Here is a 22,440-nt window from a genome sequence, read left to right on the forward strand (position 1 = left end):
ATTACCATCTTTAAACAAACCAAACCAATTATGAAAAAGAATCTACTGATGCTGTTTACAGTATTGTTTTTTGCATCATGTTCAGACGAGGACAAAGTCCCTACTGTTGACCCTGTCCAAGACCAATTTACCGAAGGGAAAATCGATATCGATATTTCTATGGAAGGATCTCCAGCCTTATCACTGCTGATAGAAATCTACCGGCAAATAGATCCCTCCAGGGATATGGATGAGCAGATGGAGGAAATAATCGCTGGTTTTACGGAGGAGGAGCTTGCCGCCTTGATGGAGTTTGAAGATTCATTTGATGAAAATGGAGACGGTTTGGGCCAACTGGGATATATGATGTCTATCATGTTCATGCCACTGATCGACAATGTAGTCTATGTCAAGGGTGATGAAGCTTTGGCAAAATTTGAAGCATTGACTTACCGTGGGGAAAACAAGATAAACAAGAAGACCTTATTGGGGCAGTATTACATGCAGTCCCGCTGGAATGAAGCTAACCAGCTCAGCTTTACTTATACTGAGGAAGATTTTTCGAAAGATTTCGCACAGACGTCCATCGATGGGGGGCTTTACAATATCCAGCGTACCCAAGAGACTGAGTTGGTGGCGGGATACCTGTGCAGAAAACATGTGTATACCGGAAAATCGGTAGAAACGGCACCCTATAAACTGGAGGTCTGGACTTCGGAACAGATGCCTGCTTCAGTCAACTTCCTACATCCATATTATCTTGAAGAGGATGGGGGGATCATGAAAATCAATGCATACCTCGTGAATGGCCTCGCTTATCCAATCGTGTATCAATTCACCGAGGTGACACCAAGAATAGTCACTGCACAAGAAATGTCTATCACCGAAACCGAGCCAATCTACAGTTACAAGGATGATGAAATGACCATCGCCTTTCAAATGTTCGCAATTCTCTTTGGGGAAGGAGAAGATTAAACTCTAGGTAGCTGCTTATACCTGAAAAAATTGATTGAATCGCATTCTTATTGCGTATCTAAAATCTTGATTAAAACAACAAGTACCTTAAACTACAAATTATAAGTATTATGAAATTAAAATTAACTATTGCTGTCTTTTTAGCCTTTGTATTGGGAGTGTCACTACAGTTTGAGAGCCAAGCACAATCATTTCAAAAAGATGACTGGGTCATTCAGGCAGGGTTGGGACTTGGCAATACCTTTTCTTATGGTGGTTCCTGGGGATTGCCTTTGGGCGCTGGTGTAGAGTACGGCATCGCCAAGTTGGAAAAGGGGGCTATAGGGATCGGTGGAGATCTTGGTTTTGTCTCACTCAGTGGGCTCAATGTATTGTTTGTAGGTGCCAAAGCTTCCTACCATTTTAACGAATTGTTTGAACTGACAGATGACAGATGGGATATCTACGGTGGCTTGGGGCTTTACTTCCGCCAATTCAACTTTGAAGGAATGGGAAGCATGTATTCTTTTAACAGTGGTTTGTATCCTGCTGTCCATGTTGGAGCCAGGTATTACTTTACCGAAAACGTTGGGATGTATGGTGAGCTGGGAAATAACTGGGGATGGCTGAATGTAGGGGTTGCATTTAAACTCAAATAGGTTTCTATTTGCCGAACGGAGACTGTTATCTGGCTCCGTTCGGCAATAGTGTTACTTACCTCTCATTTTTTTGCTTGGTTTATGCCAAAACATAGATTCTTTTACGCCGGGTTTTCCAGGTTAATCAAAGTCAATCCCGTACTTTTTGCCCGAAATCAGGGAATCCACTTTCCGTCCATTTGATGGCTCTTGCCCTGGTTGCCCGGTTGGGATCGGATAGCTCCTCACCTTGGATTTCCTTATAATCCCTTGCATGATAGATCATGATGACGGTCTCATTGTCCTCTGCCAATGTGAAGGAGTTATGGCCAGGGCCAAATCTTTGGTGATCTTCATTGGAATAGAATACTGGACCGGGAGACTTACTCCAATTGGAAATATCCATGATGTCTTTGTCTTCGTCTATCCAAAGCAAACCCAGACAATAGTTGTCATTGGTGGCACTTGCGGAATAGGCTACGAAGATTTTCCCATCTCTTTTGATCACAGCCGGACCTTCGTTCACATTGTATTTGACTCTTTCCCAGCCAAATTCCGGTTCCGTGAGGATTATCTCAGGACCTGTCAAGGTCGTAGGGTCTTTCATTTCAGACATGACCAAAGCTGTTCCATGGGCACCTCCCCGTACATTTTGCGCCCAGATCATATATCTTTTGTCATTGTGCTCGAATACTGTGGCATCAAGGGAAAAAGAATCTATATCCGTCTTGATTTGGCCTTCTTCCTTCCAATCACCTTCCATGGGGTCTTCTGAGGAATTGGACAAAGCCCACATCCTGATATTCCAGATGTTTTCAGCCTCTCCTGCTGCAAAATAGATATACCACTTCCCATCAATTTTATGCAATTCGGGTGCCCAGATATGATGTCCCATCACACCTTTGTCATGCTTGAGCCATACTGTCTTTTCATCGGCATTCTTCAATCCATTGATGCTCTTGGATTTCCTGATCACAATCTTGTCATACTCCGGCACGGTAGCAATCAGGTAGTAGGTACCATCGTCATTTTTGTAGACCCAAGGATCTGCACGTTGCTCTGCTATGGGGTTGTTGAATGTCAATTCTTGGGAAAACAGGGGGGTGGAAAAGGCAATAGCCAATACTATTGCCAGGCAGATACTTTGTAAATACTTCATCGGGGTTTTTATTGTTTTTTGAAAAAGGGTTTATGTAAATTCATGTGATATAAAATTAGTGTATTTTTGACATTTAAAAAATTTCCAATCAAATTATTCTGATTTCCAGCTAGGGGTGGTTTGAAAAGTATTGAAGGTTATGCCACTGAGGGCACTAGGGTCGCAAAGGAAAAAGAATAAGGTTGACCGATCTGTACCAAAGGGCGTAGCTCTGCAATCTTCGTAGAAAATAAGTAATAGTAGAAACCCATAGGGGCGTAGCCTTGACATCTTCAAGTGTTTTGGAGTACATGTTCCCTATTCGGTTTGGCAATGGTTTCAGAAGCGGGTTCTGGGTTTTCTTTTCGCTTCATTTTGCAGACAGTCCAAAGAGAAATCAAAGAAGTGAGCAGCCAAAGCATATCCACTGTGAATAGTTGGATTTGATCACTGTTGAAAGTGTTCCAAAACCAATTCCCCGTTACCAGGCCGTTGGCAATAGGGATTGCGAGTCCGATGATGGCTCCCGTCAACAAGCTGTATTTGGTGATCGAGCGGTTGTCCCTGAGTGCTGTTAATAATATGGTAATCCCCAGCCAGCTGTAGAAGAATACCTGGAATATAAACCTCATGCGATCAGGGCTAAGTTCTGTCAAAAATACTTTGACAGCAAAGAATACAATTGCTGTAGCGGGATACATGCCCAAGCATATAGCCAGATAGATCCACACCAGCCAAGCATTGAATTTCCGCTTGGTGTCCGGAGTGCTTTTTTTGTCCCTTGCCACGAGCCAAACCATGACTCCTGATAGGATTACCACACAGGAAACCAAGCCAAGGATAAAATAGATAATCCTTAGCCCCAAGCCGCCAAAGTCGCCAAAGTGGAGCTTTCTCAATACATCACCGGATGCGTGGAGGTAGCTGGTATTGCCGTATGGATCCATGTGATAAATGGGTTCCTGATCATGGGCATTGAAGATTATCTGGCCTTTCCCAGTGAATTTGGACTTGGTGGAAGGTGCACCTTCAATGGCAATGTGCATGTTCTGATCACCGTAAGAAAATAACGAGATGGATTTTAATTCAAAATACCCCCAGTTTTCGGTCGCTTTTTTTAGCGATTGGTTGATGTCTGGGATATTTTCGAGTTTTTGGTGCTTAAGTTCGTAGGCAGGGGGATTGGAGCCCATGTCTTCGTAGAGCTTTTCCTGGTCGCCACCATAAATCAGCGAGAGAACCGGAGGTGCCATCACGGTAGTGCCGATGATCAGAAAGACACCAGTGACAGCAAAAATAAACTGATAGGGGAGTCCCAAAATCCCCAATGCAGTGTGTGCATCAGTCCATAGGTTTTTGAGCTTGGCTTTGGGACGGAAGAGATAGAAATTGGAGATGATCTTGTCCCAATGTATCCAAACACCGGTAATCAACGCAAAGAGAAAGAAAAATGAAACAAAGCCCGCAAGGATGTAACCGGAGCGGCCATATAAGTTCAGTTGTGCAAAAAAATGAAGCCTGTACAGAAACTCACCCAGTGTATAAGAACTGTTATAGTCTGTGGAGCTAAAGTCTTTGAGATTGGTGTAGAAGAAACTGCTACGTTCACTAGTTGCGCTTTGGGTAGTGTCTTTGGTGGCGGAAATGTTTACGTTGGCCCGTTGGCTGAGCTTATATTGGCGGATGGTGATATCCCGATTGGCCAGTTCATGTTGGGAAGCCAATGTATCCAATAGCCGATTGAAGTCGGTTTCCAAAAATATGCTTTCCGTAACTGGTTCATTTCTCTCCCATGCCTCTATATCATCCCTGAAAAAAGAATAGGATCCTGCGAAAAAAATGACATACAGGGCTGCACTGATGATGATTCCACTGATTGTATGGGTGTGGAAGAGGATGTTGTAATTTCTGATATTCATGGTATTGGTCTATATATTTGTCCAAAGTAGATGGCGACCGCAAATACTGCAGTAACCAACAGGTAGATTCCCCAGGTTTTCCAACCGTTTTTGGAGAGGAAGGCAAAAACCATCAAGAAAGCCCAAACTATAAACCCGGCAAACCTTAAACTCATGACCATATTGATATGGTCAGTCCAAAAGGCCAAGGCAATAAACATTGATGCCGAGACCAGATAGCCTCCGACAAAGCCTGCACTGATTTTGGCCAAACGCTGTGTCCAAGAAGAAAGGTGTTTTTTATTGGCTGGCATAGGGCTTATAGGTACAGTTCGAGACTCAGGCTGATTGCGAAAACCAATAAAAGGGATTTGAAATTGAATACATTTAGTGGATAGAGGAGTACGACAAGGCTTCCTACAGTCATCAATGTCACCAGATATGAGAAGATACCAGAACCAAGGCCTAAATGCATGATGTGAAGGATCAGCCCAATAGTTAAGGCTGCCAAACCCAAGCCTTTGCTTTTGAAGGTATTGGCATAAGCCCATGTTCTTAATCCAGTCTGTGAGGTGAGGATTACCCGTTTGGAACTGAGGTAGTTTAGGATAAATCCTAAAGTTGTAAACCCGATTATAATTGTATACATGTCTAGATCTATTGTTTTTGCTTTCGGTTTTAGTAATAAAGAACATCCCGTCAGCAGTTCAGACTGGCGGAATGTTGAAAAAAAACACTATACAATCAAAAAATTAAATCAAACCTATAGGTTGCGCATCTCCATATGGCCTCATACGTATTGTCGTGGTGCTGGCCAGATTCCTTGATACTCTTGGTGGCTTCGAGCAGATATGCTCCTTCCCAGGGAGTTTCGATGGTAACCATGCCCAGCTCATCGGTGGTGAATACCTTTGACCAACCTGTAGGACCTGCCAATTCTACAGAAATGCCTGAGGCAACTTGGCTTTTGTAGAGTACAATGTAGGAATTGTCGCTGTGGGGGATGATTTTCAAGTCGTTGGCGATAGATTCAGCTGGTATAAAGCTGTCGGTTTGCCCTACTTTGACAGAAGCCGAGGTGTTGAATTGATAGAGGGTTTTTCCACCCAAATCTTTGGCTGCATGGCTGATGTAGAGGGAGTATTCACCATCCTGTTCAGGGGTGAAAAAAGTCTCAAAATACTTGTCATGTGGAGTCGTCGCAAGCTTTTGTTTTTCTCCAGAGGGAGAGATCACCCACAATTCAAATTCCTTGGTATCTGAATACCAGTTGGCCAAGGCTTCGGTATTGCCTTCTGCATATTCGCCATAATGGACTTTGATTTCATGCTTTTCACCCTTTTTTCCTATCGGGGAAGTTTCTATCCAAAGGGCATGGGACCATGCAGATGTGATGGTGAAAAGAAATGTTGCCATTAGTAATAGTTGCTTTGTATTCATAAGGTTGATTGTCTATTTGTTCGGGATATTTATAATGGTTGAAAACTCATTGCTTCAGGAGTTCTGCGATCTGCAGATGCATTTTGGCTTCTTGGAGGTAGGCTTTTAGCATGTAAAACTCTTCTTCCATCAAAGTGAATTGGATATCTGGATGGTAGGTTTCCAAAACGATCCTGTCGATTCCGTCATAAAATGGAAAGTAATGTGACTCAAATTCCATATGCTCTATATAGCGCATAAATGCACCAAAGTCCTGGGAGTTCAACCGGATCATGAATTGCTGGTACATCAGGCAAATCCTGTCACAATGCTCGCAACGTGTAAGGATAAATCCATCTTTCATCAATATTACTTCCGTATTGCATTCACTCATCTCAGTTTTGTTTAGACCTGTTGAGGTATGAAGACTTGGTTTTATTTAGATTAAGTTTTAATAAAAACAAATATAGAAATATCCTTTATTGTTGCTTTTGTTATTTAGAATTATTTTAAATAATATTTTTCTATGGAGTTTGAAAGATCATAGACAAAAGGGTTTTATATAATATGAGAGGGAAGAGAATTTATTGAAAATATTTTGGTTCTCCCTACTGCATTTTTAACTACAGTCCATATCTAAGGATACTTTTGGGACAGACTCTGTCACTTCCTGAAAATACTTGACACTTTATTTAATTGTTTTTCTTTTGTTTTCAATCTTCATTAATGCCACTTAGTCCAAGTAAAGAGACCTCTCCTGCCGTCGAGGTGACGTAGTCGTAACTCAAATTTCAGGACATGACACTTTGTCTTGAATCTTGCCTCTTGTCTCCCCGATATTCACCGGGGCAGGCTTCGCTTCTTGCTTCTATCTCTAAAACCTAAGGCTTAGGTTTGCTGCAAAGTTGGTAGGTGCCTGCGCTACTCCCCAAAATGACCAATATTTTTCGTTGGTGATGTTGTTTAATTTTAGCCCAACTCTCCAATTCCCTTGGTCATAAAATGCAGTGGCATTGAGTAATGTATAGGAAGGGATAGCAAATACATTATCGCTGAACATGTAGCTCTGTCCGACATGGTTGCCTCCAAATCCTATTCCCAAGCCTTTCAACTTGTGCTGGAAAGTGTAAGAAGCCCAAAAGTTTGCGACGTGTTCCGGTGCATCAGCGGCTTTGTTTCCTGCAATGGATTCATCACTTGCTTGGATTATCCTGTTGTCGTTATAGGCATAACCTGCGATTATATTCAAGCCTGAAAAAGGGTTGGCAATGATTTCTACATCAAGTCCTTTGCTTACTTGTTTTCCGTCTTGCATAGCAAATCCATCGGCATTGACACGTACGGCATTGTCTATGGCTATATGGTAATAACTGAATGTAGTGGTCAATCTGTTTTGGAAGGATTCTACTTTTACACCACCTTCCGATTGTGTGGCAAATATCGGGTCTATCGCCATTTGTTGACCGTTTGGTTGTGTCCTTGGTGCCTGATTCTGAAATCCACTCATGTAGTTCCCAAATACAGATAGTTGGTCTTTTACAACTTGATATACCACACCTGCTTTTGGAGCCAGTGCAGTTTGCTCAAAGCCTGCCACAGAACCGTCATCAGGTCTTTTGAAATGATCCAATCTCAAGCTTAGCATTGTGGATAAGCGGTCTGTTAGTTGAATGACATCAGCAATGTATGCGCTGTAGGTAAGGTCATTGTGACTGTGCCATCCTGGATAAAAGTTAGGAGTCAGATGGGCATCCATTTCCTCTCTTCTGAGTGGTCTAAATTCATTGGTGACGTTGACAGTGTCAATAAAACCTGCCCCCTTGGCTTCACTTCTGCCATCGAAGGCCCTTAGGTTAATACCTACAAGAACTTTGTGGTCAATGCTGCCTGTTTTGACTTCACCATTGAAATTTTGCTGGAAGTTGGTGTAGTTTGCATAGATTGGTCCCCACATACCTACAGATCTGGCGACTTCTGTAGGGGATATCCAAGTGGGTTGGGCCTGGTAACTATGGTTGACATCCTCATTGAGGAAGGAAAATAAGGTGGTAGAAGTCCAGTTGTTGTTCAATTGATATTTGGCTTGGGCAAAGAGCTTAGTTGCGTCAGTCTGTGAGTCTGCATCTTCATGGAAGAGGGCTTTTTGGTAATCAATTTGAAGTTGTTTGGGACTGGTGATTCCTGAATTGGGTGTATACCTGGAATATTGGGGTCTTGTGCTGATTGCATTGAAATATTCCATATCCAAGGTTATAGTCAACCGGTCTGAAGCTTTGAAAAGTAAGCTTGGGGCTATCATAAAGGTATTGTTGAAGCCATAATCCATGAAACTTTTCTCCCTGTTTAGGGCAGTATTAACCCGCAATAATACTGTGTTATCATCATTGAGTGATGTATTTACGTCTGCAGAGATTCGGTGGAGGTTGAAGCTTCCCGTTGTATAGGAAATTTCAGTTCGTCTTTCTTCCAAGGGGACTTTGGTCACCAAGTTGACAACTCCCCCAAAAGAAGAGACATTGGCACCAAAAAGCGTGGCTGAAGGCCCCTTTAAAATTTCGATCCGCTCTACATTTGCGATGTCAAGACTAGAGCGGCCAGTGGCAGCTTCCATACCATTTCGGGCGTTGATACCTGTGCTGAATCCCCGAAATGTCGTTCCGAATCCCCCAGATGCGTAGATTACAGGGACTACACCCGATGCATTTCTTACTGTCTCGCCGATGTCAGTGATGACCTGTTCCTGCATCAGTTCTTTGGTCACCACACTGTATACCTGCGGGTTTTCCAGATTGTCCAAGGGCATCCTTGCCACATATACTGTCTTTTTATTTCCATAGGGATTGATACGTTTGTCAGTAACGGTGAATTCATTGAGATCGCTGCCATTTTCCTGGAGTTTGATGTCGGGAACGGTAAGTGACTGTCCATTGGAGAGCTTGATTGGGATTTCCCTCTTGGCAAATCCCAACTGGGAAATTACCAAAAGGTAATTCCCGGCGGAGAGTCTGTCGATGGAGAAAAAACCATCTTCATCCGTCAGTTCTCCCTTGTTTTTGCCTTCCAGATATACATTGGCAAAGGAGACAGGTTTGCCTGATTCGTTGAGGATTTTTCCCTGGATTGAGGCAGTTTGTTGCTGGGCGTGTACTGATTGCACCATACCTGAGAGCAGTATCAAGCAGGATAGTGTGTGGATGATGCTGAGTTTTAGATTAAAGGTCAATTTCATGGTAAGTTTATTTTATGAATATCATTGAAGTTTGTTGTTAAATATTGACAGGCTATTTCCGACAATGTCCTTTTTGGAAAAGCATGTTTATGGTGTTTGGAAATCCAATCATGTTTCGATGCTGGGCAAGTTTTTGGATTTAAATTTGGAAGGTTTTCCCATAGCAGGTTTTTGATGGTCTCTACTTTTCTTTTTTCCATACACCCGATTATACCAGATCATGAAACCCGTGATGGGAAGGCTTGCTGCTATCAGACTGGCAAAAAAAGCGAGGATTTTACCGGGCAGACCCAAAATGCTCCCTACATGGATGGGGTAGTTCATGCTTCTTAGTTTTTCCCCCTTGGTTTTATCCGCATAGGTAAGCTGCTCCAGGGCTTCTGCCGTTTCGGGATGATACTGGTAAATGTCAAACCGGTGTCTCTGGTAGCTATTTTTATAAAGTGTCAGCCCCTGAAAGAGAAATGTTCCTTCCAATTTCCGTATCTCATATCGATGGCCATCTGGATTTTTTTGTTTCAGGTCATACAGAATGAGATCCTGAATTCCTTCTTTCTTTGGGGCCTCTGTAAAATCCGCATATTCAGAAATCCTCTTTGGGGAATTTTTTCCGCCATTTGCCAACCAGTCTACCCCTTGGTTAAACCAGGGAAATGCCCAAACCAGTCCGGTAAGTGCAATGACGAGACCAAGGCTGAATAGGTAAAAGCCAAGTATATTATGGAGGTCATAGTTTTTCCGCTTGGATTTTGTGGTGGATTTCCATCGGAACCAATACCGTTGTTTGGCGGCGGCTTTGTTTTTGGGCCACCACAGGACCAATCCGGTGATCAACAGTAGGATGAAAACTACGGTACTCCAACCGACTATTTGCTTTCCGACATTGCCTAAGAGCAGATTGTAATGGAGCCAAAGTACAATTCGGAAGAATTCCAGACGGGTATTTTCTACCGCCAATACCTCTACGCTGTAAGGGTTTATATAGGCAGTAAGGTGATATTTGGAAGTATTGAAGTAATTCCAGCCTTCGGGATCACTCTTGTAAGTTGAGAAATGATAGCTTTTTCCGGATTCGGAAGGTATCCTGATTGTTATCACTGGCTTATCCTTTCCCAAGGCCTCCTGTGCTATTGGGAGCAATTCTTCAATTGGCAGGGGAGCATGCCCAGAGTGATTGACATTGTAGCGTTGTCGGTATACCAATTGCTTCAGTTCTTCCTCAAATACATAGATGCAACCCGTAATACCGAGAATGACTACCACCAGTCCTGAAGTGATTCCGAGCCAGAGGTGAAGCTTTTTGATAAGGGTTTTGATTGGAATCATGGATTCAGATTTATGAATTACATATTGTTCATTTCAGTAATACATGAGTTAGAACCTAAATAAAAAGTTGGTCACAAAATTCCTTGTAAACTGGTGGTTTCCTGAAATGTCCCAGTATCGCTCGTTTGTGATATTATTGAGCTTAAGCCCCAATCTCCATTGGTCTTTCTCATAAAATGCCGTGGCATTGAGCAGGTGGTAGGAAGGGATTACCATGGTATTGCTGGCATTGTAGTAAGTTTCGCTTACCTGGTTTCCACCCACACCAAGGCCTATCCCCTTGATGGATTTGATGGGCATTCGGTAACTCACCCAGTAGTTGATCATGTGCTGAGGTGCTCCCTGTACCAGATTGCCTTCGAAGCTTTCCGCCCGGACGATTTTGTTTTCGTTGAAGCCATATCCTGTTACGATGTTCAAGCCGGGGATGGGGTTGGCTATCAATTCCACTTCAACTCCCTTGCTGACCTGCTTTCCATCTTGAAAAGTAAATTGGTCATCACCCATTCGGATGGCATTGTCGATGCTTATGTGGTAATAACTGATGGTCGCATTCAGCTTGTTGCCCATAAGTTCTGTCTTGACCCCTCCTTCCATCTGGTTGGCAAATACTGGGTTGGGAATAAAAATACTGCCATCCGGTTGATCTCTCGGAGCTTGATTTTGGAAGCCATTCATGTAATTGACAAACAGGGATACCTGGTCTTTTACAGGTTGGTAGATCAGTCCAAGTTTTGGAGAGAAAGCAGTTTGGGTAAATGGGCTTCCTTCCGTTCTTTCAAAGCGGTCCCAGCGAACACTGAGCATGGTAGATAGGCGATCAGTCCACTTGATGACATCCGATATATAGGCACCAAGGGAATTTTGGCCCAATAGGCCTGATGTTACAACCGATGGATCAGCCAAAACCTGATCGACCTTGGTTTTGCCGATGTGCCGGTAGGACTGTGGCATGGCAAGTGTATCAAAAGAGAAACTCCTTCGGCTGATGGTAGATTCGTGGAGGTATTCATAACTTAAGCCCACCAGCATGTTGTGATGAAACTGACCAGTGTAAAAGGTGCCGTTGAAATTCTGTTGGAAATTCGCAGAAGTCCTTTCTCTGGGGCCAAAGTTCACCACGTAGGGAAGTACTGTTGTTTTGTCTATCCATTGGTGATAGGGCTGGTAACCATTTTCGTTGTATTCGTTGATATGGGAAATATCTGTAGTGGAAGTCCAGTTGTCACCTAGCTGATACTGGATTCTTGTAAAGTATTTGATCGCTTCCGAGTCACTTTGCAGGTCATTTAGAAAAAAGGACTTTTCAAATTCCATAGGAATATCCTTGAAACTGCCAAAATCAGCACCGGACTCCAACAGTGTCATTGGTAGACGGGTGGACAGGCTCTTCATATACTCCAAATCAAAAAGGATTGAAAGACGGTCATTGACCTGATAAGAGAGACTTGGTGCTACGGCAAGCCTTTTTCCTCTTCCAAATTCATTGAAACTGTTTTGTTGATGGTGAACCGCATTCAGGCGGAAAAGCAAGGTCTTTTCCTTGTTGAGTGGGGAATTTACATCCACATTGAACCTACTCAGGCCAAAACTTCCAAGGCCATAGCCTAATTGTCCATCAAATTCGGAATGTGGCTTTTTGGTAACCAGGTTGATGGCCCCTCCAAATGAAGAGACATTTGATCCGAAAAGTGTTCCCGAAGGGCCTTTGATCAATTCTATTCTCTCAAGGTTTGCAATCTCAGTCCCAGATCTCCAAACCGAGGTGGCCAATCCATTTCTGGCATAACTCCAGACCCTAAACCCCCTAGACACGATACTGAACATCCCTGTAATGTAATCCGCCGGAACCACCCCGGGAGCAGAACGCAATGGTTCTTTGATGTCTGTCATAATCTGCTCCTCCATCAACTCCTTATTGACAATACTGAACACCTGTGGATTCTCCAGGTTTTTGAGTGGCATCCTTGCCACATATACTGTCTTTTTATTTCCATAGGGATTGATACGTTTGTCAGTAACGGTGAATTCATTGAGATCGCTGCCATTTTCCAGTAGACGAACAGCAGGGACGCTTAGTGCCTGTCCGTTTTCCAGTTTGATCTGTATTTCTTTGGTTGTATAACCCAAATGGGAAATGACCAACAAATATTTTCCCGCTGACACTTGCTCAATGGAGAAATGGCCTTTTTCACCGGTCAGTGCGCCTTTGTTTTTGTCTTTGAGGTGAACATTGGCAAAGGGGAGAGGCAGGCCTTTTTCAGTAAGGACTTTTCCTTGGATGCTGGCAGTGTTTTGCTGGGCTTGGGTGGTTGAAAAACAGGAAAAAGAGAGTAGGATAAATAAGTATGTTGCTAGAGACTTTTGATCTCTAGCTATTGGATTGTACATGTAATTTTTCATTTTGTTTGTGGTAGAAATTATTATGTTATTGAATAGTGGCTTTTGGGTAATCGTATGTGGATTTTTGATGATCTGGTGAAGCTAGAAACTCTTTTGTCCGGAAAACTCCATGGCATTTCCTTTGCCGATTCCATAGCTGATTCCCAATGTCACAAAGCGCCCCTGCATGCCCAGTCTGTTGAACTCTAGCCCTTGTCCGGAAGAAATGGCACGGTATCTCCTGCTGGCAAATACATCACGTACGCTGAGGTTTATTACAGATTTTCCCTTCAATAGCTTTTTTCGTAGACCGAGGTCGAAGTAGTAGTTTTCAAGGATATCCAGTTGCAAGGTTTTGTAGGCGGATTCGTGGTTCCAGGCAGCTTCAAGGTCGAAGTCTTTGGGGAGTTTGACTTTTGTCATCATCCTTGAGATCCATCGGTCTCCGCTGAAGTCAAAAGATTGCTCGTTGTAGTCTCCCTTTCGGGAAAAAGCATTGTAATTCAAATCAAAATCAATCGAAGCCCATTCCCAGGGAGTGTACTTTCCGTTGAGTTCCAGGCCGGTGGTTCGGCTGAAGCCTACATTGTCGGGTTTCCTGATACTCACATTATCCTGGACAGTCAGCACCTCTTCTATCACATTGGTGGTTCGTCTCTGGTAGACCCCCACATTGAGGGATATTTTGTCCCAATGGAAAATGGAGGTCACTTCGTAGGAATCTGTGTATTCAGGACTGAGGTTGGGATTTCCTGTATAGATGTTGAAATTATCCTGTAATGCAAAGAAAGGATTCAATTCCCAAAGACCGGGTCTGAAAATCCTTGCCGAATATCCTGCTTGGATGGAGTATTGGTCGGAAAACTTGTATGAGGTGTGGACAGTTGGGAAAAAGTCACCATAATGCTGCCTGTTTTTTTCTCCGGTATTTTCCAATCTTGTATCCAGGGAACTGTATTCATACCTTAATCCAAGTTTTGCACCCCATTTATCCTTTTCCTTGGCCACGGTGCCGTACATTCCCAACACATCTTGGTCAAACAAGAATATATTTGTGAAATCCATGTTGGGAACCCATTCGTCTTCCCTCAGATCAAGAACTCCGTAGTCATTGGAAACCTCATTGATGACATACTGCGCCCCCGTTTCCAATTCATAGTATTCTGCCAATGGTCGGGTATAATCCAGCTTGAATGTATAGATGCCTTCTTTGAAATCTGTATTCAGTTTCTGAAATGCATTTGGGGAGTTGCCGACTGTGGTTTGGTTTTGGAAATCTGATACCTGATCCTTGCGGAAGAATGCTCCCGTACCACTTATCAGCAAAATATGGTCTCCAGAATCGTCAAAATCCTTTTTCAGCTGCAATTCGGATTGCCATTTGGGATTGTCGGCATAGGAATCCTCTTTTCGTGACCAGGCATCGGTCAGGATTCCTTCTGGGTTTTTGAGTGTGTAGTCATTGTTGGAATCGGTGGTTTCCTTTTCATAAGCAAACTGGCCCGATAGGCTAATAACCGTTGAGTTGTTGATTCTGTAATCAGTTCCCAAAATCAGGTTGTAAAACGCCTCATTGAAATCCCTGTCACTCAATGTATTAAGCTCATTATTGGTAGACAGATCGTTGCTGAAAGTCTCATTGTGCCTGGGGAATGTACGGTATCCTATTCCCAATTGGGTGAATAGATTCAGTCTGTCAGTCCTTTTGTTCAGGCTTAAGCCCAAACTGTGGTTGTTGGGCATGCCGGTATTGACTGTGATGGATCCACTCAGACTTTGTTCTCCTTCTTTTTTTAGGACGATATTGATGATCCCCGAAGTACCCTCCGCCTCGTATTTGGCGGAGGGATTGGTGATGACTTCTATCCGCTCGATCATATCGGCAGTGATGGTACCCATGATATTCCCCTGCTCGCTGGCCAGAACGGATGGCTTTCCATTGATCAGGATACGAACTCCCTGACTTCCCCTCAGGCTGATCTGTCCTTCTATGTTGACACTTACCGAGGGGATGTTGTTAAGAATGTCCAGTGCGCTTGCCCCAGTACTGCCAATGTCCTGCCCAACGTTGAAGACCCTTTTGTCCAGTTGGAATTCTGTGCGGGATTTTTCGCCCTGAATCACCACTTCATCCAAGGTTTGGCTATCTTCTTCGAAAAAAATGTTGCCCAAGTCTAAATGTGCTCCTTCGAATTCAAAATCCGTAATTTTTTTGGTGAGATATCCCATAAAGCTCAGTTCGACGTAGAAATCCCCATATGTTGTATATAACTCAAATTTCCCATCATCATCAGTGGTCGTTCCATCTATCATTTGATCGTCAACCTTACCCCTAAGCATGACAGTCGCATAGGCTATGGGTGTTTTTTTGCCTGCTTCCCGTACAGTTCCAGAGATGGTGATACCGGAACCTTGTGCAAGCAATGTAGGACTGCCCAAGAGTAGACAAAGAAGGAGGTAGTATGTGGTTGTTTTCATGTTGGTGTTTTTTTTGAGCGAAGTATTGATGCGGCCTTACAGGGCTGTGCTTGGCACAGAAACCAAAGGCATCTTTTTAGCTCTACCCAATTGATTTGCGAGAATGGGCCATTGTCAGAATTACTGTCAATGGAAATTGTGAGGTGTTTTTTCTGTTAAAACTTGAAAGCTAAAGTCCCTAAAATCCTCCTTGGCATCTGCGGTTCCACAGTTGTCCATCCGCCCCAATATTGCTTGTCGGTCAGGTTGTCTACCTTCAATCCAATCCTGTAGGCCGGGGTGTCATAAAAGAGTGTCGCCCCAAAGACGGTGTATGCCGGAAGTGCAAATATGCCTGTGGCGGCGGAGTTGGTGATCAGGTTTTCGGAGGCGAAATTTGCCCCTGCCCCTGCCCCCAATCCTTTCAATGCAGTGCGTTCGACCCTGTAACTAGCCCAGATATTGGCCAAGTGTTCGGGACCGGCTGCGACTGGCCTTCTTCCATCTATACCTTCGGCAGTCCTGTCGTTTTTGCTTTCGTTGAAGCCATATCCTGCGATGATATTGAGTCCTGGGATAGGGTTTGCGATGATCTCGGCTTCTATGCCTTTGCTGGTGATATTTCCGTCCTGTATGGAGAATCCAACCCTGTCTGGGTCAGGTCTGGTGACATTTTGCACATAGATATCATAGTAGCTGACACTGCCTGTCACCTTTCCGTCAAACAGCTCCGTTTTTATTCCAATCTCCCACTGGTTGGCATGCTGGGGGTCGAATATGTCTATGGATCCGTCCGGCTGGGTGATAGGTGCTACATTTTGAAAACCGTTCATGTAGTTTCCAAATACGGAAGCCCTATTTTTCAATATTTGGTAGACTGCCCCGAGCTTTGGAGAGAATGCGGTCTGTGCAAAATCGCCTGAAGTGGCATCGGTACGCTGATTGTATGAGCCCTTGTTGTCAAATCTGTCCACACGCAAACTGACCATGGCCATCAACCGATCTGTGATGTTCAATACATCCGAAAAATAGGCGCTGTAGGTGTATACATTGGTTTCGTTTTTGGTAGGGTTTGTGTTTTGTCCCAAGCGGGCATCTACAGCAGATCGGGTTAGTTGTGTATATCGAGGATCCACCCTGGCTGTACTGACTGTGTCGAAGACAATGTAGGCAGAGTTGTTGTTGAAAGCCTGTTGGTGAAACAGGTCAAGACCTACTACCAGCCTGTTTCTCATCCCGGCAATTTTGAAGTCTCCGATAAAGTTTTGCTGGATGTCGGTCACGATATTGGTTGAATGCTGGTTGCTCACGTATCTGTTCAGCAAAGAGTCTCCCGGCATGATAAACATGACATATTGGTAATAGCCGTTTGCCTGTCTTACACTTCTGGAAATATTGGTCTGGGAAACCCAATTGTTTGACATTTTATAGTTGGCCTGCCCATAGATATTGACAGTGGGGTTTTTGATGGTGATGTCATCACTGGTAAAGGATCGCTTGTATCCGATTCCTAAATCCTTTGGGCTGTTTACCAACAATTCCCTGCTTCGGTTTAGGAATAGCATCAGGGGATTGGTGCTTTCAGAATCGAAAAACGCCGTATTCACCATAAAGGATAGGCGGTTATTTACCTGATAGGAGATGGATGGTGCCACAAAAAAGCTTTTTCTAAAGCCGGCATCCTGAAAACTCTTTTCTTGGTGATAGGCAGTGTTGATCCTGAAGTGGATTTTTTCCGCCTTATCCACAGGCGTATTGATATCTGCGGTGATTCGGCTGAGACCAAAAGAACCAGCGGTGAATGTAGCCTCCCCACCAAAACCTTCATATGGTTTTTTTGTTACCACATTGATCAAGCCTCCAAAGGAAACCAGACTGCCTCCAAACAAAGTCCCAGATGGTCCTTTGATAGTTTCTATGGCTTCGATATTGGCGGGGTCTGGGCTTCCATTTGAAATCCCAGCTATGCCATTCATCAGGCGGGGTTGTACGCTGAATCCCCGCATCGAATAAAACCCCGCTCCATCTCCACCTCTTCCGGTGGAGCTCCACAGCTTGTGTACTCCGGGTGCATTCTTCAAGGCATCATCAAAACCGACAATGACTTGGTCTTCCATGAGTTCTTTGGTGACTACATTGTATACCTGTGGGTTTTCAAGGTTTTCAAGCGGCATGCGTGCTGCATAGTCTGATTCTTTGCCATCAAAAGGATTGATTTTCCTATCGGTGACAGTAACCTCCTGGAGGTTGCCTTCGCTGTTTTTCAAAATAACATCTGAAATCGTCAAAGTTTGGTTGTCAGATAGCTGTACAGCCCTTTCTTGTGTGCCATATCCTATGTGTGAAATTACCAACAAATGCTGGCCTTTTTCCAAGTTGCTGATACGGAAAAAACCATCCATCTCTGTCAATGTACCTTGGTGTGTGCCTTTTACCAAGATGCTGACATGGCTTAGTGCTTGGCCCTGTTCATTCCGGACCTTTCCTTGTATGGCTGATTGATTTTGGGCTAATAAATCCATGGATGTCGAAAACCAAACCATGATGAATATTGTGTACAACCGTACATTTTTGGCGTACCCGTGAATTGATAAATATGTTCTCATTACTTAATTGGATTAAATCTAAATTAATACAAAAGTAGAGTGAACCAGTTTGTGTTCATATGTTATTTAGAATTATTTTAAATAATATTTTTCTATGGAGTTTGAAAGATCATAGACGATGGGCTGCTAGGCTAGATAAGGTTCTGAAAAATGGTCCTTGTCTGTTTCATATTATAGGGACTTATAATTTTCACATATGAAATTCACTCTGTTTCTGGATTTGAGTTTATCCATTCGATTTTTGAATTGACTATGGAATCCTAAAAACGATAAATATTCTTTATTTAAATTAAATCTAAATAAAGATTGAATTATAGATTTCCGTTCATAGTTTTGCAGTTATCAATAATCAATCTAAATAAAATGAATAAAGCATTTACTATTATGATTCTTTGGGTATTTGCCTGTCAGGCAAGTTTTGCCCAGTCCAATTACACATTAAAAGGGAAAGTCAACGGTATGGATGGAAATCCCATAGTAGGTGCAAGTATACAGGTGGTAGAAACCCTTTCTGGAACTGTTACCGGTTTGGATGGGGGTTTTGACTTGGATTTTTCTGAAGGAAAAACCTATACGATCAAAGTCTCATATCTGGGTTTTGATCCGGTTATTGAAAAAATAGCCATCAAAGGTGGACATAATTACAGGGAGATTCAGCTTCAAGAATCATTTTCCCAACTTCAGGCAGTGGAAATTATCGGAAGAAAAGAAGATGGGTATAAAAACACTTCCACTTTCCTTGGAAGTAAAACCCAAACCAACATCAAAGACCTGCCGCAGTCTGTGTCTTATGTGACCAAGGAATTGATCCATGACCAAGGTCTGATGCGGACAGGGGAAACTGTCAAAAACTTCAGCGGTGTCAACCAATTTACCTTTTATGATGACATTACTATCAGGGGATTTAGAATCAACGGATCTTCAAATACACAGCTCGTCAACGGCATGAGGACCACCACAGGTTTTTGGAAACAGCCTTTGATCAATTTTCTGGAAAGGGTAGAAGTTCTCAAAGGGCCCTCTTCAGCCCTGTTCGGGAATGCGAGTCCAGGTGGAGTGGTCAACCGTGTCACCAAAAAGCCCTTGGATATTACCCGCAACAGCCTTTCTTTTTCAGTGGGGAGTTTCAACACATTCCGGGCTTTGGCCGATTTTACAGGACCTGTCAATGACAGCAAGTCTTTGCTTTATAGGCTGAATGTCGGCTATGAAGATGCCCAGACTTTCAGGGATCTCCAATTTGACAAGAACATCGTCATCGCACCGTCATTCTCCTTTATCCCTTCAGAGAAAACAAGGGTAAACTTGGATATGGTTTTCAACAATTCGAACAGCAGGTTGGACAGGGGGCAATCGGCATTCCAGGATGATATATATGCAACCCCCATTTCCCTTTCCCTCAATACAGCAAGCGATTATTTAAAAGAGCAAACCTACACCGTTACTACTTCATTGAACCACAGATTCAACCATTGGGCCAGTTTCAATGCTTCTTACATGAAAACAGGTTACAATGAAGACCTCAGTGAGCATCGCTCAGCCAATGCCTATGCGTTGGATGGAAATGGGGATACCATGGGCGATATGGTTGCCCGACAGATCTTCATCAGAAAAAGAAGCCGTTATGTGGATAATTTTTCAGCATTTTTCAACATTGACAGAAACACAGGTCCCCTAGAACACAAATTGGTGGTAGGCTATGATTATGCCCAGGAAATCCAGCCCCCTGGAGGTTCGCAACTAACGGCATCTGGCTATAGGAATGCGGACGATACAGGTTCAATCAATGTTTACAGACCTTCGGAAAGAGAAAATTATCTATTGGATAATTTTGGCAATCCAGTGCCAAACGTCCCACATTTTGACCTGAATGACCCCATTGCTTCCCAAAGAATGCTCGACGTGAGCAAGTATCACTATTTGACCAGAGGCTTTGATCCAACGCTTTACCATCTCAACGGTGTCTATGTACAGGATCAGATCACATGGGGTAAGTTTCAGGCAATGCTTGGGCTTCGCTATGAATTCTATACTGATTTTGAGGAATACAAAAAGCCCACAGAAACCAAGGTAACCCAAAATGTGCTGTTGCCTAGATTTGGGTTGGTGTACTCAGCTACTGAAAACATCAATGTCTATGGGACATATGTGGAAGGCTATAATCCCCAGACTGCTTCTGTGATCTCCAATCCCAACGCTGGAGGTCCTTTTGACCCATTGATCAGCGACATGGTGGAATTCGGAATGAAGTCTGAGTGGTTCAACAAGCGACTTGAGGTCACAGCTGCAATCTATCAAATTGAGCAGAGAAACACATTGTATCCCGTTCTTGGAGAAATAGACCTGCTTGAACAAATAGGAAAAGAAACTGCCAAAGGGATTGAATTTGATGTGACAGGGAGGATTTTGATGAACTGGAGCGTACTGGCTTCCTATGCCTACAATGATGCCAGTATCACAGAAAGCCCCAATGAGGGAGATCTTAACCGTCAGAAACCCAATGCCCCCAGACATCAGGGGAATCTTTGGACCAAATATGAATTTGACAAGGGATCATTTCAGGGATTGGGATTTGGATTCGGAACCAATTTCGTAACAGAAAGAAATGTATCCCTCAATGCAAGCCAGACCATACCGGGCTATACATTGCTCAATGCGGCTGTTTATTATACCAGTGGAAATATGCGCTTGCAGCTTAATGTCAACAACCTGAGCAACAAAACCCATTGGGTGGGTGGCTATGATTATATCCGGTTGTTCCCGGGAGCGCCTAGAAATGTTTTGGGGACTATCAGCTATACCTTTTAAGTCTAACTGCAATATTTGTGTCCCAGACAAAACCAAAAAATATCCTTTGGAAAATCCACAACTGGACAGGTCTGTATGTGGGTATCGTGATAGCTGTCTTAAGCCTGACGGGAGCTTTAGCTGTATTCATTCCTGAAATAGACCATTTGCTGGAAGCAAGATACCATCAAATAGATAAAGGTGAAAATTACACCGATGTGGCTGTAATGTTGTCCAATCTACAAAGCCAGTATCCGGGTTTTGTCTTGCTGAATATAGTTCCACCACAAAAACCGGACAGGGCTTTGGTTTTTGATTTCTATAATCCAAATGGGATTTTGGGCTCATCGAGGTATAGGATATTTGCTGACCCATATACTGGAGAAATTCTTGCCGTCAAGGATCACCTTAACAGCTTGGTGAATTTTCTCCGTCAGGTACATGTCCGGTTGTTGGATGGATGGTACGGAAGGCAACTGGTTGGGCTGGCTGGGTTGGGGCTGGCCCTGACCTGTATCACCGGATTGTTGATTTATGGAAAATTTATGAAAAAACAGCTTTTCGGCACAATCCGGCAGGGAAGAGGCATCCGGATCCTCATGGCTGACTGGCACAAACTGATAGGTATGGCAGCGCTGTTGTTCAATTTGGGCATAGCACTCACCGGAGCTTGGTTGGGTCTGCAGCCCAAGCTGATGAGCTGGTTGGATATCAAAATCCCCAATAATTATAAAAGAGCAGAGATTCCGATTTCTGCAGATGAGGACAAGGGAGCATCTTTTGATTACTATGGTTTTTTGGAGAAATCACGGGCCAGTATTCCTGGGTTTCACCCCGTGATGGTCATCCCTTCAGTGGATGGAAGCCAATCTGTGGAAATCCGCGGAGATCTCGCAGGATTGCCTATCGAACCCCATATCAACAAGGTGGTACTGGACAAAAAAAGCGGAGCGGTATTGTTTGCTTATGATATACGGGATCAGGAATGGGGACATTGGCTTTATTTTTTGCAGGAAGGCTTGCATTTTGGAAGGTTTGGAGGGTTGGGGCTTAAAATAGCCTACGCTCTTTTGGCTTTGACTTCGGGATTTCTGTCAATCAGTGGTTTTGTCATTTATCTCTCCAGAAAAAAGGGAAAGCAGGTTCAATCTTCCATGGCATTGAAAAAGACAATCGTATTCACACTTTATGGTATAGGTGTTTTGATCATACTCGGATTTGGTTCTGTTTGGGTCGGGTATGTATACATGTCAGTTTTGGTTACACCATTGGTGTATCTCACACTTGTCGGGATTCTGGTCTATTCTGGGATCAAAATGGTCAAGAAAAGGATGAAAAAGCATTCGATTTATAAAACCAAGGTATGAAAAATCCCCAAAAAATCTTGGAGCATTTTCTCCTTCCTTTCTATTCCTGCGTACTTCTGGTCAGTATAATTCTGATGTTGTATCAGTTGGACATGTATTTGATTTATGGCCGAAAAATGGTCAATCTGAACTTGTTGATTGTATCTTCCATTCTCGCTTTGCTGGTGCCATTCACATTCAAAATCAGAAAACTTTATTTCCACCTGCTGCTTTTATTTGTTCTATTGCTGGTTGTTGTATTTAGTTTTTTCTAGTCTGAT

16 protein-coding genes are annotated in these 22,440 nt (G+C 43.3%); 5 read left to right on the plus strand and 11 right to left on the minus strand.

Features of this window, described 5'->3' with window-relative positions:
* Nucleotides 1–30: 30 nt before the first annotated feature.
* Both ACFSKL_RS09320 and ACFSKL_RS09325 read left to right on the plus strand, forming a co-directional pair.
* Nucleotides 31–954: a hypothetical protein gene (locus ACFSKL_RS09320; RefSeq protein WP_376885627.1), complete on the plus strand. Its 924-nt coding sequence runs from the start codon at nucleotides 31–33 to the stop codon at nucleotides 952–954.
* Between the two features lie 110 nt (nucleotides 955–1,064).
* Nucleotides 1,065–1,592 carry a hypothetical protein gene (locus ACFSKL_RS09325; RefSeq protein ID WP_376885628.1) on the plus strand — a complete coding sequence of 176 codons (528 nt, stop codon included), beginning with the start codon at nucleotides 1,065–1,067 and terminating at the stop codon, nucleotides 1,590–1,592.
* Nucleotides 1,593–1,722: 130 nt separating this feature from the next.
* On the opposite strand, the gene ACFSKL_RS09330 is transcribed toward ACFSKL_RS09325, so the two are convergent.
* The 11 genes from ACFSKL_RS09330 to ACFSKL_RS09380 all read right to left on the minus strand — a co-directional run bounded on the left by ACFSKL_RS09330 (nucleotide 1,723) and on the right by ACFSKL_RS09380 (nucleotide 18,026).
* Nucleotides 1,723–2,730, minus strand: coding sequence for a glycoside hydrolase family 43 protein (locus ACFSKL_RS09330; RefSeq protein ID WP_376885630.1), 1,008 nt, complete (start codon nucleotides 2,728–2,730; stop codon nucleotides 1,723–1,725).
* 272 nt (nucleotides 2,731–3,002) lie between these two features.
* Entirely contained in the window at nucleotides 3,003–4,628 is a 1,626-nt protein-coding gene (locus tag ACFSKL_RS09335; RefSeq protein WP_376885632.1) for a PepSY-associated TM helix domain-containing protein, read from the minus strand.
* Complete coding sequence (locus ACFSKL_RS09340; RefSeq protein WP_376885633.1) at nucleotides 4,625–4,921, minus strand: hypothetical protein; 297 nt, start codon at nucleotides 4,919–4,921, stop codon at nucleotides 4,625–4,627. Before ACFSKL_RS09340 ends, ACFSKL_RS09335 begins: the two co-directional genes overlap by 4 nt.
* Before the next feature lie 5 nt (nucleotides 4,922–4,926).
* Nucleotides 4,927–5,256, minus strand: coding sequence for a hypothetical protein (locus ACFSKL_RS09345; protein ID WP_376885634.1), 330 nt, complete (start codon nucleotides 5,254–5,256; stop codon nucleotides 4,927–4,929).
* A gap of 95 nt (nucleotides 5,257–5,351) precedes the next feature.
* A complete protein-coding gene (locus tag ACFSKL_RS09350; protein ID WP_376885636.1) occupies nucleotides 5,352–6,023 on the minus strand; it encodes a nickel uptake transporter family protein in 672 nt (223 codons plus the stop codon).
* Between the two features lie 70 nt (nucleotides 6,024–6,093).
* Entirely contained in the window at nucleotides 6,094–6,420 is a 327-nt protein-coding gene (locus ACFSKL_RS09355; RefSeq protein ID WP_376885638.1) for a DUF6686 family protein, read from the minus strand.
* 480 nt (nucleotides 6,421–6,900) lie between these two features.
* On the minus strand, nucleotides 6,901–9,255 hold the full coding sequence (locus tag ACFSKL_RS09360) for a TonB-dependent siderophore receptor (protein WP_376885640.1): 2,355 nt from the start codon (nucleotides 9,253–9,255) through the stop codon (nucleotides 6,901–6,903).
* A gap of 108 nt (nucleotides 9,256–9,363) precedes the next feature.
* On the minus strand, nucleotides 9,364–10,581 hold the full coding sequence (locus ACFSKL_RS09365; protein WP_376885642.1) for a PepSY-associated TM helix domain-containing protein: 1,218 nt from the start codon (nucleotides 10,579–10,581) through the stop codon (nucleotides 9,364–9,366).
* Nucleotides 10,582–10,629: 48 nt separating this feature from the next.
* Nucleotides 10,630–12,984, minus strand: coding sequence for a TonB-dependent siderophore receptor (locus ACFSKL_RS09370; RefSeq protein ID WP_376885643.1), 2,355 nt, complete (start codon nucleotides 12,982–12,984; stop codon nucleotides 10,630–10,632).
* A gap of 81 nt (nucleotides 12,985–13,065) precedes the next feature.
* Nucleotides 13,066–15,441 carry a TonB-dependent receptor gene (locus tag ACFSKL_RS09375; RefSeq protein WP_376885644.1) on the minus strand — a complete coding sequence of 792 codons (2,376 nt, stop codon included), beginning with the start codon at nucleotides 15,439–15,441 and terminating at the stop codon, nucleotides 13,066–13,068.
* Nucleotides 15,442–15,596: 155 nt separating this feature from the next.
* Nucleotides 15,597–18,026 carry a TonB-dependent siderophore receptor gene (locus ACFSKL_RS09380; RefSeq protein ID WP_376885646.1) on the minus strand — a complete coding sequence of 810 codons (2,430 nt, stop codon included), beginning with the start codon at nucleotides 18,024–18,026 and terminating at the stop codon, nucleotides 15,597–15,599.
* A gap of 363 nt (nucleotides 18,027–18,389) precedes the next feature.
* On the opposite strand from ACFSKL_RS09380, the gene ACFSKL_RS09385 reads away from it, so the two are divergent.
* Genes ACFSKL_RS09385 through ACFSKL_RS09395 form a run of 3 tightly spaced genes read left to right on the plus strand, consistent with a single transcriptional unit; the run spans nucleotide 18,390 to nucleotide 22,434 of the window.
* Nucleotides 18,390–20,834: a TonB-dependent siderophore receptor gene (locus tag ACFSKL_RS09385; protein ID WP_376885648.1), complete on the plus strand. Its 2,445-nt coding sequence runs from the start codon at nucleotides 18,390–18,392 to the stop codon at nucleotides 20,832–20,834.
* 17 nt (nucleotides 20,835–20,851) lie between these two features.
* Nucleotides 20,852–22,180 carry a PepSY-associated TM helix domain-containing protein gene (locus ACFSKL_RS09390; protein WP_376885649.1) on the plus strand — a complete coding sequence of 443 codons (1,329 nt, stop codon included), beginning with the start codon at nucleotides 20,852–20,854 and terminating at the stop codon, nucleotides 22,178–22,180.
* Nucleotides 22,177–22,434, plus strand: a complete 258-nt coding sequence (locus ACFSKL_RS09395) for a hypothetical protein (protein ID WP_376885651.1) — start codon at nucleotides 22,177–22,179, stop codon at nucleotides 22,432–22,434. Before ACFSKL_RS09390 ends, ACFSKL_RS09395 begins: the two co-directional genes overlap by 4 nt.
* The last annotated feature ends 6 nt before the right edge of the window (nucleotides 22,435–22,440 follow it).

Origin of the sequence: Belliella marina, assembly GCF_042682445.1 — a bacterium.
GTDB classification, from domain to species: Bacteria; Bacteroidota; Bacteroidia; order Cytophagales; family Cyclobacteriaceae; genus Belliella; species Belliella marina.

Excerpts from the sequence above, each read along its gene's own strand:
- ACFSKL_RS09375 (WP_376885644.1), bottom strand. The coding sequence starts at position 15,441 with ATGAAAACAACCACATACTACCTCCTTCTTTGTCTACTCTTGGGCAGT.
- ACFSKL_RS09365 (WP_376885642.1), bottom strand. The coding sequence starts at position 10,581 with ATGATTCCAATCAAAACCCTTATCAAAAAGCTTCACCTCTGGCTCGGA.
- ACFSKL_RS09350 (WP_376885636.1), bottom strand. The coding sequence starts at position 6,023 with ATGGCAACATTTCTTTTCACCATCACATCTGCATGGTCCCATGCCCTT.
- ACFSKL_RS09370 (WP_376885643.1), bottom strand. The coding sequence starts at position 12,984 with ATGAAAAATTACATGTACAATCCAATAGCTAGAGATCAAAAGTCTCTA.
- ACFSKL_RS09340 (WP_376885633.1), bottom strand. The coding sequence starts at position 4,921 with ATGCCAGCCAATAAAAAACACCTTTCTTCTTGGACACAGCGTTTGGCC.
- ACFSKL_RS09385 (WP_376885648.1), top strand. The coding sequence starts at position 18,390 with ATGAATAAAGCATTTACTATTATGATTCTTTGGGTATTTGCCTGTCAG.
- ACFSKL_RS09345 (WP_376885634.1), bottom strand. The coding sequence starts at position 5,256 with ATGTATACAATTATAATCGGGTTTACAACTTTAGGATTTATCCTAAAC.
- ACFSKL_RS09355 (WP_376885638.1), bottom strand. The coding sequence starts at position 6,420 with ATGAGTGAATGCAATACGGAAGTAATATTGATGAAAGATGGATTTATC.
- ACFSKL_RS09380 (WP_376885646.1), bottom strand. The coding sequence starts at position 18,026 with ATGAGAACATATTTATCAATTCACGGGTACGCCAAAAATGTACGGTTG.
- ACFSKL_RS09335 (WP_376885632.1), bottom strand. The coding sequence starts at position 4,628 with ATGAATATCAGAAATTACAACATCCTCTTCCACACCCATACAATCAGT.
- ACFSKL_RS09320 (WP_376885627.1), top strand. The coding sequence starts at position 31 with ATGAAAAAGAATCTACTGATGCTGTTTACAGTATTGTTTTTTGCATCA.
- ACFSKL_RS09325 (WP_376885628.1), top strand. The coding sequence starts at position 1,065 with ATGAAATTAAAATTAACTATTGCTGTCTTTTTAGCCTTTGTATTGGGA.
- ACFSKL_RS09330 (WP_376885630.1), bottom strand. The coding sequence starts at position 2,730 with ATGAAGTATTTACAAAGTATCTGCCTGGCAATAGTATTGGCTATTGCC.
- ACFSKL_RS09395 (WP_376885651.1), top strand. The coding sequence starts at position 22,177 with ATGAAAAATCCCCAAAAAATCTTGGAGCATTTTCTCCTTCCTTTCTAT.
- ACFSKL_RS09360 (WP_376885640.1), bottom strand. The coding sequence starts at position 9,255 with ATGAAATTGACCTTTAATCTAAAACTCAGCATCATCCACACACTATCC.